Source organism: Nocardia concava NBRC 100430 (assembly GCF_000308815.1).
Taxonomy (GTDB): Bacteria; Actinomycetota; Actinomycetes; order Mycobacteriales; family Mycobacteriaceae; genus Nocardia; species Nocardia concava.
On the sequence record NZ_BAFX01000206.1, the window covers coordinates 36,357 to 48,935 of the forward strand.

Annotated in this window: 14 protein-coding genes and 1 tRNA gene; 4 read left to right on the forward strand and 11 right to left on the reverse strand. The window is 65.8% G+C overall.

Features of this window, described 5'->3' with window-relative positions:
* The first annotated feature begins 92 nt into the window (after positions 1 to 92).
* Positions 93 to 1,427 (forward strand): putative glycoside hydrolase, encoded by a 1,335-nt coding sequence (locus ON43_RS41680; RefSeq protein ID WP_051180247.1) that lies wholly within the window; start codon positions 93 to 95, stop codon positions 1,425 to 1,427.
* 127 nt (positions 1,428 to 1,554) lie between these two features.
* Positions 1,555 to 2,904: a DUF2254 domain-containing protein gene (locus tag ON43_RS41685; RefSeq protein WP_051180249.1), complete on the forward strand. Its 1,350-nt coding sequence runs from the start codon at positions 1,555 to 1,557 to the stop codon at positions 2,902 to 2,904.
* Positions 2,905 to 2,921: 17 nt separating this feature from the next.
* On the opposite strand, the gene ON43_RS41690 is transcribed toward ON43_RS41685, so the two are convergent.
* From ON43_RS41690 to ON43_RS41700, 4 genes are read right to left on the reverse strand one after another with little or no spacing between them, the layout of a single operon-like run.
* Positions 2,922 to 5,039 (reverse strand): hypothetical protein, encoded by a 2,118-nt coding sequence (locus tag ON43_RS41690; RefSeq protein ID WP_040816614.1) that lies wholly within the window; start codon positions 5,037 to 5,039, stop codon positions 2,922 to 2,924.
* The gene (locus tag ON43_RS41695; protein WP_157514455.1) at positions 5,036 to 6,274 is read right to left on the reverse strand and encodes a hypothetical protein; all 1,239 of its coding nucleotides are present in this window, start codon (positions 6,272 to 6,274) and stop codon (positions 5,036 to 5,038) included. The genes ON43_RS41690 and ON43_RS41695 overlap by 4 nt, the downstream gene beginning before the upstream one ends.
* A 10-nt stretch (positions 6,275 to 6,284) precedes the next feature.
* Positions 6,285 to 6,431, reverse strand: a complete 147-nt coding sequence (locus ON43_RS45420; RefSeq protein ID WP_157514456.1) for a hypothetical protein — start codon at positions 6,429 to 6,431, stop codon at positions 6,285 to 6,287.
* A gap of 9 nt (positions 6,432 to 6,440) precedes the next feature.
* Positions 6,441 to 7,556: a serine/threonine-protein kinase gene (locus ON43_RS41700; protein WP_157514457.1), complete on the reverse strand. Its 1,116-nt coding sequence runs from the start codon at positions 7,554 to 7,556 to the stop codon at positions 6,441 to 6,443.
* Between the two features lie 177 nt (positions 7,557 to 7,733).
* Between ON43_RS41700 and ON43_RS41705 the strand changes: the two genes are divergently transcribed.
* Positions 7,734 to 7,809, forward strand: a tRNA-Ala gene (locus ON43_RS41705).
* Positions 7,810 to 7,883: 74 nt separating this feature from the next.
* Here the strand turns inward: ON43_RS41705 and mihF are convergent.
* The 4 genes from mihF to ON43_RS41720 all read right to left on the reverse strand — a co-directional run bounded on the left by mihF (position 7,884) and on the right by ON43_RS41720 (position 9,129).
* Entirely contained in the window at positions 7,884 to 8,195 is a 312-nt protein-coding gene (gene mihF / locus ON43_RS41710) for an integration host factor, actinobacterial type (RefSeq protein ID WP_040816619.1), read from the reverse strand.
* 65 nt (positions 8,196 to 8,260) lie between these two features.
* Positions 8,261 to 8,584: a hypothetical protein gene (locus ON43_RS41715; protein ID WP_040816621.1), complete on the reverse strand. Its 324-nt coding sequence runs from the start codon at positions 8,582 to 8,584 to the stop codon at positions 8,261 to 8,263.
* A 101-nt stretch (positions 8,585 to 8,685) separates the two neighbouring features.
* Positions 8,686 to 8,943: a MarR family transcriptional regulator gene (locus tag ON43_RS45425; protein ID WP_157514458.1), complete on the reverse strand. Its 258-nt coding sequence runs from the start codon at positions 8,941 to 8,943 to the stop codon at positions 8,686 to 8,688.
* A gap of 6 nt (positions 8,944 to 8,949) precedes the next feature.
* On the reverse strand, positions 8,950 to 9,129 hold the full coding sequence (locus tag ON43_RS41720; protein WP_040816623.1) for a hypothetical protein: 180 nt from the start codon (positions 9,127 to 9,129) through the stop codon (positions 8,950 to 8,952).
* Positions 9,130 to 9,272: 143 nt separating this feature from the next.
* Here ON43_RS41720 and ON43_RS41725 point away from each other — a divergent pair, with 143 nt between their 5' ends.
* Positions 9,273 to 10,661 (forward strand): helix-turn-helix domain-containing protein, encoded by a 1,389-nt coding sequence (locus ON43_RS41725; protein ID WP_157514459.1) that lies wholly within the window; start codon positions 9,273 to 9,275, stop codon positions 10,659 to 10,661.
* On the opposite strand, the gene ON43_RS41730 is transcribed toward ON43_RS41725, so the two are convergent.
* The 3 genes from ON43_RS41730 to ON43_RS43300 all read right to left on the reverse strand — a co-directional run bounded on the left by ON43_RS41730 (position 10,637) and on the right by ON43_RS43300 (position 12,084).
* Entirely contained in the window at positions 10,637 to 11,149 is a 513-nt protein-coding gene (locus ON43_RS41730) for a GNAT family N-acetyltransferase (protein ID WP_051180251.1), read from the reverse strand. The two genes, ON43_RS41725 and ON43_RS41730, sit on opposite strands and share 25 nt — an antisense overlap.
* Positions 11,150 to 11,347: 198 nt before the next feature.
* On the reverse strand, positions 11,348 to 11,653 hold the full coding sequence (locus ON43_RS41735; RefSeq protein WP_040816627.1) for a hypothetical protein: 306 nt from the start codon (positions 11,651 to 11,653) through the stop codon (positions 11,348 to 11,350).
* Positions 11,654 to 11,847: 194 nt separating this feature from the next.
* The gene (locus ON43_RS43300; protein WP_245569115.1) at positions 11,848 to 12,084 is read right to left on the reverse strand and encodes an ankyrin repeat domain-containing protein; all 237 of its coding nucleotides are present in this window, start codon (positions 12,082 to 12,084) and stop codon (positions 11,848 to 11,850) included.
* Positions 12,085 to 12,579 lie beyond the last annotated feature (495 nt).

The window sequence follows — 12,579 nt, forward strand, 5'->3', positions numbered from 1 at the left end:
AGATGATCTCCGCGAAACCCGGCCGACATCCGCGCACTGGCGTAATAGTGATGCGCAAAGGCGTCTGGTGGAAGTTGGTGTGTAGGTTGCTCATGCGACTCCGGTCGATCCGCCGCCGGCGGTCCGCCCTGCTCGCGGTCGGTGCGGTGCTCGTTCTCACGCTCGCCGTGGTCGTATTCGTATTCGGGCGCAGCCGCCCGGTGGTCGCCACCGCGGAGTCGCAGCCGCCGCGGCTGGAGCTCACACCGATGGCCGCCGCCACCTCCTATCGTGACCCGGTAGTGGTGCGGGGCAAGGCGATCGGCGCGAAACAGGTCACCGTTGCCGACCGGTCGGTTCAACCGGCGGCGGACGGCAGCTTCGAACTCGCGCTGTCGCCCGCGCCGCTCGACACCACCGTGGTGGCGACCAACGGCGTGGGCGACAAGGCCACCGCCCCGCTGAAGGTGGACGTGGTCGTGCCGCGCATCCGGGCCGTCCACGTCACCGCCTACGCCTGGGCCTACGACCCCATGCGCGATGCCGTTCTCGACATGGCGCGCGAGGGCCGCATCGACACCGTCGAACTCGATATCAAGGACGAGGACGGCATGGTCGGCTACGACTCGCAGGTGCCCCTCGCCCGCGAATCCGGTGCCGCCACCACGATTTACGACGCACCCGCCGCGCTGAAGCAACTGCACGACATGGGCGTGAAGGTGATCGGCCGCATTGTCGCCTTCCGCGATCCGACCCTCGCGGGCTGGGCCTGGCACAACGGCCACCCCGACTGGGTGATCCAGAACGCGGGCGGCGGACCGTACTCCAGCGGCTACGGCGCGATCGCGTTCACCAATTTCGCCAGCCCCGAAATCCGTTCCTACAACCGGGATCTCGCGGTCGAGGCCGGACACCTCGGCTTCGACGGCGTCATGTACGACTACATCCGGCGGCCCGACGGCGGCCTCGGGGGCATGCAGTTCCCCGGCCTCACCGAATCACCCTCCGACTCGATCGCCGGCTTCCTGCGCGAGATCGAGCAGCCGATCCACGCCGCCGGAGCCTCGCTCGGCGCAGCGGTTTTCGGCATCGCCGCCACCCGGCCGGATGAGATCGCCCAGGACATCCCGTCCATGGCCCGCTACGTCGACTACCTCGCGCCGATGCTCTACCCCTCGCACTGGCACTCCGGCGAATACGACGTGGCCAACCCGAATTCGCAGCCCTACGACATTATTTTCCGTTCGCTGCAAGACTTCCGGGCGCGCACCGCGGGCACCAACGCCCAAATCATTCCGTGGCTACAGGATTTCAGCCTGGGCGTCTCCTACGGCGACGCGGAGGTGCGGGCCCAGATCGATGCCACCTACGCGGCGGGATACAACGGCTTCTTCCTCTGGAACCCGAGCGTCATCTACCATCCCGGCGCGGTCCTGCCCGATCGCTAGAGGGACATCTAGTAGCCCTGCGATAGCCGGAGTAGCCTGGTCGCACGTCCGAGACGCGAGCGCGGTCGGCGAGCCGATAGGTTCGGCGATGTGAACGGTGTCCGGGGACAGCGCAGGAGGCTCGATCGTGTCCGGTTTTCCATTGGAATCCGACCGCCGTCGCGAATTCCTGCGGACCAATCTCTGGTTCGTGCCCACGGTCGAAGTGCTGGCGGCGATGGTGCTCTTCGCGCTCACGTACCTGCTGGACCGGGCGGCCTACCGGGGCGAGTTCACCGTTCCGGCCTGGGTGATCGGCGGGACCGAGGACTCGGCGCGGCAGGTGCTGACCGCCATCGCGGCGGCCATCATGACGGTGGTCGGCGTGGTCTTCTCCATCACCATCGTGGCGCTGACGCTGGCCTCCACGCAGTTCGGGCCGCGCATGATGCGCACCTTCATCCGGGATCGCGGCACCCAACTCACGCTCGGCACCTTCGTGGCGACCTTCGTCTACGCCATCGCGTCCCTGGTGGTGATCAGCCCGGACTTCGTGCCGCACATCGCCACCACGATGTCGATCGCGTCGCTGGTGCTGGATCTGGCCGTGCTCATCTACTTCATCAACCACATCGCCGCGGCCATTCAGCTGCCCAATGTCATCGCCGGCATCGCGGGCGAGGTGGCGCAAGCCATCGAGACGCAGCGGGGCGACGCGCGCGCCGAGCCGCATTCGGGGCCGTCGCCGGAGGAACTGCTGGAGCGCATGGCCGCCGAGGGCGGTGAGGTCCGCATCGCCGGCAGCGGCTACCTGCGCTACATCCGCTACGAGCAGCTGGTCCGGATCGCGAGCAAGGCCGACGCGGTGATCCATTTGCCATATCGGCCCGGCCATTTCCTCACCGAGGGGCAGGTGGTCGCCACGGTCTGGCCCGCGTCCGCCGCCGAGCGGGTGGGCAAGAGCTTCTCGCGCGGGCATGTGGCCGGGCCGACCCGGTCGCTGACCCAGGACATCTCCTTCGGCATCGATCAGCTCGTCGAAATCGCCCTGCGCGCACTGGCCGCCGCGACCAATGACACGTTCACGGTGTTGACCTGCATCGACTGGCTGGGTGACTGCCTGTCGCGGATCGCGGTGGCCTGGGAGCCGAGCCCGGTGTACCGGTCCAAGGACGGGTACGTGCGCGTCATCGCGGCGCACGCGAATTATGAGCGGCTGGTGCAGCGGTCCTTCGAGAAGATCCGCCAGGACAGTGGCGGCAGTCCGGCGATCATGATCCGGCAGCTCGACGCGCTGGCCCAGATCGCCACTCGGGTCAGTGATCCCGCGCGGCGGCGGGTGTTGCTGGAGCAGGCGGAGATGATCGAGCGGTCGGCGGTCGAGTCGATTCGGGAGGACGCGGATCTGCAGGATGTACTGCGGCGGTATCGGGTGATGGCTCAGTTCCGGGAAGGGGTGGAGCCGTCGGCGGATCAGCGCCAGAACCGCCAGGAATGACGGGGATGGGGGCGGGATCAGCGCCAGAACTGCCAGCCTCGGCGCGAATCCTGTTCCCGGGCAACGGAGTGCCAGGATTGAGGGGAACCGTCGGCCGGGAGGAGGGTCAGCAGGGGAGCGATGACCTGGGGGAGGTCCAGGCGGGTGCGGAGCCAGGGCCAGGCCTCGGTGAGGGCTTCTCTGAGGTCGGCCGGGGGGAGGTCGAGTGCGGCCAGAGCATGCATGAGAGTTGTTGGGGACAGGTCCCATTGGCGAGCGCAGGCGCCAACCAGGGCCTGGAGCTGGTCGGGTGGGGTGGTGGCGAGGATGCGTTGCAGGGCCTGAGGGTCGTCGGGGGAGTGGAGGAGGGGGGAGAGGTCGGCAGGGATCTGGTCCTTGCCGTTGCGGCGTCCGAATCCCAAGTGGGGTAGCCGGATTCCGCCACGCTGCCCGTTCTCGGCGGGCGGCTCGGCGGCGCTGAGTACGACCAGTGCCTCGATCTGTTCCGGGAGGCCGAGGGTGCGGCGGAGGTGGTGCCAGGCCGGGCGGAGGGCCTCGACCAGGTCGGCCGGGTCCGAGCGGGTGAGGGTGAGGGCCTTCATCAGGTCAGTGGCGGGGAGAGCTGGGTAGCGGGCGCATTCGGCGACGAGGGCGGGCAGGCGGTCGGGGGGTGCGCAGGACAGGATTTGTTCGAGGGCGTAGCGGTCTCGGCCGTCGCAGGCGACATCGACCGCCACCTGGGCGACGACGGTGAGGTTGGTTTGCATGGCGGTGCGCAGCACGTGGCTGCTGCCGGTGGGGACGGCCGGGTCGTCGACCTCGGCACGTATTGCCTTGTGCGCCAAGGCTCGATCGCGTGAGAGCGCGGCGGGTTCACGCAGGGCGCGATGCTGGGTCAGATAGCCCGCGATCGCTTGGCGGCGTTTGTGATTTCCGGTGGCCCATTCTTCGTGCAGGCGCGGCCACACCGCTGCCGCGTCGGCGGTCGACAGTCCGTGGCCGGTGTCCAGTCGCCGCCGGGCGGCCTTGACCACGACTTCGGAGAGATCGAAGCCGAGCTGGCGGGCGACGTCGAGGGTGTGGCCGGGGTCGCGGGTGTCGTGCATGACGCGGTCGGTCAGGACCTCCTCGAAGGTTCTGCGCACGCTGGGCCGGTGGTCGATCCGGGCCAGCGCCCTTGCCACGCTGGGTCTTTCGAGTGCGAGCCGGACCGCGCGGGTGGCGACCGTCTTGTCCTGAAACCACTCCGGGCCGATCTCGGGGTCGGCGATCACCTCGGCGAGACGGTCGTCGTCGAGGTCGACGGGGGCGAGTGCGCGCAGCTGACGCCGGTAACACCAGTGGCCGATTTCGTCTGCCGTGGTGAGGTTTTCGGGCAGCGTGATCCCCGCCCGCCGGAGGTCGACGATCTGCTGTCCGAGTTGGACGAACGGGTCCGACTCGTTCCCGCGGTCGCCGGGCGTGACGATGCGGCGTTCCCCGGCGACCGGGCCGGGACCGTCCCTCGTCACGGCGCTGATGGCGACGTCCGGTCCTGGTGCAGCCGAAGTTCGGAACGTCAATTCCCGCAGGCTGTTCCGCGGCAGCATGCCGTAGATTGCCCGCAGCATCGCCAGCGCGTCGGAGCCGTGCTCGACATGTAGCTCGACGGCGGGACCGCGACCGGCCAGCCGCGCGAGGCCGTAGCCGAGCAGCGGGGGCAGCCAGTCCAGGTCCAGGTAGGCGTCGGCGGCCGCGGTGAACGCGAAGCTGTTGTCTTCCAGTGGTTTCGGCAGGAGATCCCAGCGATCGGTCGGAAAGCCGGGATCGTCGATCCCGGTCCGGAACCGGCCGGAATCGTAGAGGCTCAAGGCCACCGCCCCATCCAGCGCGCCCCGCTCCCCGGCGATCAGGTGTGCCACACAGGTGCCGGGCCGGTCGTTCGAGGGAGTCTTCAACACCGCGACGGCCAGCCCGCGAACCAGCATGAACTCCAACGCGAACGCGTCGGGCGAGGCGGGTGTCCCGTCCCAGGTGACCAGCGATCCCAGCTCCCGCGTGGTGAATCCCAGTGTGGCGGGCCAATTTCCGGACCGCGCGACCACCCCGACACCTGTCCCGGACGATTCCAGATTCACCACGGCCCAGCCGCACAGCAGCTGCGCGAAACCCGTCATCTGTCCGCCCGCAGCTGGTCGATCCGGTTGAGCATGTGAATCACCGGGTCGACCGCGCCGAACGGCTTGAACACCGGATACGTATTGTCGGCCCGCTTACCGCAACCCACGGCCGAGACCGGGAAGTAGCGGTTGTGCGGAAAATGAATCGACAGGGTCGCATCGACGGCCGGAAACAGCTTGCGCACAAGTGATCTCGTGGCGTCGGACCGATAGTCGATCTGTCCCGGCTGATACAGATTGCCCGCCCCGTTGAGGCTGTACGGGCTGTCGGCCCAATCCGCCGGCGGCGCGACGATACCCACCTCGGGCAGGCTGATCAGCGACAGCAGATCGGATTTCGCGATGATGGTCGAGACGTGCAGGCGCGGCGGTTCGATCGGCAGATCCAGCGGATAGCTGTTGGCGGTGCGCCACAGTTTCGCGATCTGATCGATCATCATCTTGGTGCGACCGACGGTCTGGGAGTGCTCGACGTTGTTGTTGAGGCTCTCCTCATTGGCCGGACCGGCGTGCTCGCGCATCATGGCCAGGTACTGCTTGTTCAGCGTCGACGGGACCACGAACCAGAGGAAGTCGGCGACGGCCAGATGCGGGCTCACCTTCGCCGCGATCTCGGCGTCGGCCACATCCTCGCCCGCGACATCCACGAACGCGAGATTCACTGTGCGCCTGCTGGATAGCGAGGTGAACTTGATGAGAATCGGCTGGCGTACCTGCCACCCGGTCCAGGCGTGCTGCGTCTGCTGCTGGGTCGCGGGCGGCCGCGGCGGCATGGGCGGTCGCGGCGGCTGCGGTGCGCCCATCGTCCCGATGCCGTTCTCTTGCCGCTGTGCCTGCGCGCCGACGTACCCGCGCTTCTGGGTGTAGCCGATGGCACGTCGGTTCATCAGCGTATTCTCCAGTGCGGCAAGCATTTTGGCGGATCGCCGCGATGGCACGATGGACCATTCCTGCGCCAGCACCGGATCGTTCATGACCGAATAGATCATCGACACGATGAGATGCGTTTTGGACGAGGCGGATTCGCCGACGAAGCCGATCACCGTGGTCGGGTGGTCGAGAATCTCCTCGTCGATCTCGCAGCCGTTGGGGCAGCGCCGGTCCAGCCGCCGCGAATAGTCCGCGACCCGGGTGGCGAAGCCGCCGTTGGGCTGGCGCAGCACCCAGATCCAGGAGCGGCGCGAGGAGTCGAATTTGAACTCGGCCAGGCAGTTCAGGCAGACGATTCTCAATGCGGGCACCTCATCGCAGCACGGTGTAGGTCAGCCACAGCACGGTGATCAGGAAGCAGGCCGCGCCGAATCCGGCCGCCACCCGCAGCCAATGCCAGGCGCGCGATCCCGCGTACACGTACTGCTGCCAGGCCAGGCCCGCCCGGTGGTTTGTCATCGCAGATCCTCACAGGTGGTTGGCGATGGAGACGATCACCCAGGCCAGCAGCACGAAAACCAGCCAGCCCAGGACGATTCCGGTGGCGGCCGCGCCGAGCAGGACGCCGCCGATGTAGCGGGGATCGTCGCGGGTGAGACCCTCGAGGACGCGCTGGCGGAACTCCAGGGCCGGGTGGACGAAGATGCCCCACAGGCCCGTCGCGGGCAGATTCACGCCGGGGTGTGGGGCAGGCGGTGGCGGGCCGGTGAGCACGCTGGTGTACGAGCGCACCGGGACGGTCGCGGGTTCGGGCCGGGGGCCCTGGATCTTTCGCGTCACATCCGGGTTCTCGGTGCGCACCACGCCGGTCTCGGAGTGCACGGCGTCGCGGAAGTAATGCTGGAACTCGGCCGCGGACTGGAATCGCAGCGCGGGATCGGGTGAACGCGCCTGATCCAGCACCGATTTCAGCTTCGGCGGCAAAGGCGCGGGCGCGAACACCGCCTCCAGCACCTCGGTGCACACCACCGCGAACGAGTACACGTCACTGAGATGGGTGAACCGCCCGTGCTCGAGATACTCCGGCGCGGAGTAATTCTGCGTCCCCACAACATGATTCGCACGAGTCAGCCGCAGCATGTTCTCGCGCATCTCGATGGCGATCCCGAAATCGGCCAGTTTCGCCGTCCCATCCCGGCAGATCATGATGTTCTCGGGCTTGATATCCCGGTGCACCACCTGCTTGGAATGCGCGTACACCAGCCCGCTGAGCGCATCGGTGAGTATCCGCGCGATCCCCGGCAGCGACCAGTTGTTCCGCCCCCGCATGTACTGCCGCAGATTCTCCCCGTGAATGAACTCCATCACCAGAAACGGTGACCGGCACCCGTTCTCGGCGAACACCCCCGAATCATGCAGCATCACCACATTCGAGCAGTTCATCTGCGCCGCGATCCGCGCCTCCCGCTCGAACCGCTGCCAGGCAACCTGCTCCCCCTGCTCACCGACCGCGAGACTCCCGGCATCGAGCACTTTGACCGCAACCTGCCTGCGCAACTGCCGATCCCAGGCATCCCAGACCTCGGCCATCCCGCCCTTACCGACGAGCCCCCGCAACTCGTACCGGCCATTGATCAGCCTCACCCGCGTGCGACCTTCCCCGCGGAGCAGCCACCTCACCGGCAACCCACCCCGGACGACTAACGAATCCCCCGCGAGTCTACGCGCGCCCCCACCCCCGCTGCCCAGCCGATTTGCATCACATGGGGTCCCATGGTGTACCTTCACCCAGTCGATCGAGATACCGACCGGCAACCATCCGGGGCTATGGCGCAGCTGGTAGCGCACCACACTGGCAGTGTGGGGGTCAGGGGTTCGAGTCCCCTTAGCTCCACCAATCGTGCCATTGCACGAACCGCTCCCGTTGGGCCGATATCGCGAAAGCGGTACCGGCCCATCATCGTTCGGCAATCAGTGGCTCGCGGCCTCCAATAGGGCGGTGCGCTGACGGGGCCCCAGGCCGCCGATTCGGCGGTCGTCGGGGATCGCGGCTTCGGACATCACTTTGTCCAGTTTGACCGGTCCGAAGCCCGGTATGGCCTTCAATACCGTGGCTACCTTCAGCTTCTTGACCAGGTCTTCTTCGGAGCGCTCGAGTAGATCGGCGAGCCCGATCTCCCCGCTCTTCACCTGCTGGAGCAGCTCTGACCTCGCCTTGCGAGCCTCGGCGGCCTTGGCCAATGCGGCGGCGCGTTGCTCCGGGGTCATCGTGGGCAGAGCCATGGATTCTTACCTCTCACTCGCTATCTGGTACCTCGGCAACGAGTAAACAGCACCACATAGTGACCTCACCGGGCTACTGGGCGGTGCAACCGCACCAAGTCGAACAAGGTCATTGGCGGCTGATTTCGTCCGTCCTCGCGGCAGTTCCTGCAATTGATCGTCCAGGCTGGATTCGTCGTGCTCGTCATCGGTGGGATCGCATGTCTGGTGCCGGTGTCTGCACAGATCACATCGGCGACCTTGACCAGGGCCGGGATGTCGTCGGGCTCGAAATGGTCTGCGCTCGGGGCGATCACGGCGATTGCGTACTCGCTGTAGGCGAGGTTCATCAGGCGGTTGATCACCGCGCCGCTCGGCCGGTCCGCGCCGCCGTAGTACAGCAGGATCACCGACCACCCCTACTCGGCTGCAAGGGCGTGGATCAGCGCCTCGTCCTCGCGCCATGCCTCGCCGGACACGTCCGGTCGCAGGAATCCGATCGCATAGCTGCTCATGGTCGTATCCCGGCGTAGTCGCGGTACACGGGCCGGGCGATCGCCAAACGGCCGCGATCGGTGCAGCGCCACCGTGCTGGACCTTGTGGGGCGCTCACCGCCAGGCCGGTACGCAACAGTCGCAGCAACGCCCGGTGGACCGAGGTCTCCGGCAGCAGGGTCGCGCGGCAGAGTTGCCGTACGGTCAGAGTGTGTAATGGGTCGAGGTTCGCCAGTGTGCCAAGGACTTTCGCCTCGGGCTCGGTGAATGCCATCGGTCGTCAAGCCTGGCTGATCGGGAAGTAGGGTCGCGAGCGTTCGGCGGCCAGACGTGCCTGAATATCGGCAACGGTGAGGATCGGGCCCGTTCGCGAACCTCGATCTGTTCGTGCGGCGACGGCGGACATGGCACCACCGGCGAGGAAGATCGCGACGGCGAGAAGTACTGAAGCGAAGGTCATTTCGATACTCCTTGGTGAGTTCGGTGTTTCCGGTCGCGGGTTCGAGTAAGCGTGCGCGTTTCGCGGTGGTGCATACGAGGACCAAAGCGGTGCGAAAGGGGGTATCTTTCTGCGGTAGCTGGGTACATGCTGTGGAGCGGAGCATGATCGGTGACATGCAGTGGACACCGAGAGAAGTGCGGGCGCTGAGGAATGCGATGGAGCAGAGTCGGCTCGAGTTCGCACGCTGCTTGGAGGTCGATAAGAGGACCATCGCGCGGTGGGAGGACAGCGAGGTAGCGCTGCACGCGGCGAGCAGAAGGCTGCTGGGTCAGGTTCTCGGCGCCGCCGATCCCGCTGTGCAGGAGCGTTTTCGGTGGTTACTGTCGGGAGACGGATCCGGGTCGGAATATGCCACGAACGAGCTTGCGATCGTCAGCCCCGGCTGGCTGGTGGTTCCCGGGCGAACGGTGTCGGATCGATGGCTGGATGCTGAGCTTCGAAAATGGATCGATATGAACCGTCGTGAACTGATGCGGCTGTTCGGTGGGGTGGCGGGTGGTCTACCTGCTGTGGCGGCGATGCTGGCAGGGCTCGACGTTGACGAGCGAGCCCGGATAGAGGAAGTGCTGGTTTCGCCGGAGCGGGTGAATACCGAGGCGGTCGACCACATCGAGACTGCTCTGAACATCGCGCTTGCGCAGAACGATGTGTACGGCCCACACGCGGTACTGGCCATGGTGCTCGCGCAGAAGCGTATTGCGGCTGCCCTGCTCGAAAGCTGCCCTCCGACTCTCGAGCATCGCCTGATGAACTTGTATTCATCGCTGTCGCAACTGGCGGGCTGGATGCAGTTCGATCTGCGGGATTTCCGAGCCGCGCGCGCAAGCTATGAGGATGCGCGCGAATTCGCGCACAAGGCGGACAACACCGACCTGGCAGTATTGGTGCTGTGTAATCTTTCCTACCTGTCGATCTGGCAGGGCAATCCCCGGGTGGGCATTGATCATGCTGTGGCTGCTCAAAACTGGGCCGCCCGATCATCGGACCGTCGGCTTCGCGCGTACTCGCACGATATGGCGGCTGTCGGGTACGCACGAGACAACCAGTACAAGGCTTGCATGAGCGCGCTCGACGCCGCCGACGTCGAAATCGCCGCTGCCGCTGGGGATGATGCGACCGCGTCGGTCGCGTACTTCGAAGGTGCCGGGTTGGCGGCCAGCATCCGGAGCGAATGCATGCACCACCTGGGTGACGGAAGGCGGGCGCGTGTGGCAGCCGAAGACGCTCTCGCGCTCATCGAGGGGCCCTTCGTTCGCAATAGAGCACTCGCCCACCTCGACCTCGCCGTGGCGCTGGCCGATGACAGACTTGCGGACGATGCTGCCGACGCGATCGGCAAGAGCGCACGTCTCGCCATCTCCTGCCGCTCGGATCGCCTGGTCGAACAGATTCAGCAGACGCGGCGCAGCCTCGACCCTTGGGCCGATTCGGCAGGTGTCCGCGGCCTCGACGATGAGCTCGCCTCCTACGGATTCAACACTCGGACATAGATGTCGAACTCCGGTGAAACGTAGCCGGGAGTGTCTTGCCGACCGACGTATTGCCATCCGCCGATCGCCTCGTAGAAGTTGTGGGAAGCGATCGCCTGAGGCTGCACGGCCAGCGTCGCGCGTTCCTCGGATCGGGACTTCAAAAGGAGATCCAGGACACCGCGCCCGATACCCTGCCTGCGCCACTCCTGCTGGACCGCCAAATCGATGACGGCGAACGTTCTTCCTGGGCGTTCCTTGGACAGATCGTCTGGTACCGGGTTCTGAAAGCCATTCCACCAGTTGGTATTCGGTCCGAGGCGGTATCCGTACGCGAAGCCCACGAGACCGCCGTCCACTTCAGCAATGCTCAGTCCGAATGTCGGATCCGCGATCAGCCGCTCCAAAAGCCGCCGGTGGTGCGTGGATTCGTCGGCCGGCCAGACGAATGGCGGGACCGAGAACGCCTCGTCGTAGAGATCGCAGATCGGGTCGACGAGCGACGGCACCCTCCCAGGATCAGGAAGGCTCACAACCGGCGCCGACGAACTACCCATGATTCAAGAAGCTAGCGCGCACCGTGGCAGAGCGTTGGCAGGATGCCTGGTGCGGTTAGCGCATCGATGGTGTTCTTACAGCCGACCGTGGCGGCCGGTCGGTCCGATCAGCTTGCAAGCCCCGTTGAGGATTGTTGTGTGCTGGACCGATTAGACCTTGATCTCGCTGACGAGGACGTCACCGGGCGCGAAGTCTGACTTCTTAAGGTCTCGGAAGATGAGGCCAATGAATGTAGGTTCTGGAGCTCGTCGGCCGATCCTGCACGGCACATCGACCCACGAGCAAGTGCCCGACGGACCCGGCCGACCGTCGGCGCGAACTATTCGGAGCCGATCGCCCATCCTCACCGTGCCTGACTCGATATGCCCCGCGGCCACAGTCCCGCGTCCCGTCAGCGTGAACACGTCCTCGACCGGGAACCGGAACGGCTCGTCGAGCGGTGTTTTGTCGGCCATGACACGATCATGAATGGCGTTGGGCCAAGCGGGTTCATGGCGCTCCGTGGCCTAGCAAATTTGCGTGCCTCGCGCTAACCCAGGATGTGAATTCGCCGCCTGGTCTGGCGTGGCACGTCGAGAGGCTGCATGCGAATCCTCTACCGTGAGCGGGACCTTGAACCGCTGAAGCAGGCGGAGGACACCAGAGTTCGCTAATGGCTGTCGGCAGGCCGATTTCCGAACTCATCTCGGATTTCGAGGGAAGCCCCGTTCGCGATCAAGAAATCGACTGCTTCTGTCTGCCCGGTCGTGTATGCGTTATGCAATGGCGTCTGGCCCATGTCACCCAGCTGGTTGACATCTGCACCGGCCTTCAGCAGCAAGCTAAGGGTATGCACGTCGCCTCGATATGCGGCGATGTGCAGCAGGCTGTCCCCACCCGAATCCACATAGGTCAATGGGTCGATGGGGTCGTCGATCCATTCGCTCTGCTAGTTGGTCAAATCGCGGTATTTGTGTTGGATTTGCCGAATCTCGTCATGCGTCAGCTTCACTGTTCACCTCCAACCGTTCGATTGCATCCGCACATCGCCCGCAAGACTATGACCGCCTGGGGCGGGCACGTCGGATCACGGCTGGGCAGCGCGTCGACCAGATGTCGCGATCAAGGTGCCCGCTAATTCGCTTGAATTACTACGGCTGTGGGCTCGAGCCGGACAGCGGGGACAGTCCAGCAGTCGGTGGACTCGGTTGCGACTTCGAGTCCGCACTGTTCGCAGACAAGGTTAGGGCCCTGCCCGCCATCGGGGCCACAGCAGCCGGAGGTCCGGTATGGATCGGAATGCTTGGTGACGCCCCGCATATCGGCTGGGTTCAACACGATCGTGTTCGCCGTGGAATGCTCGCCGTTGCTCGAGCGGACCGCGGGTTCGGGATCGATTCCG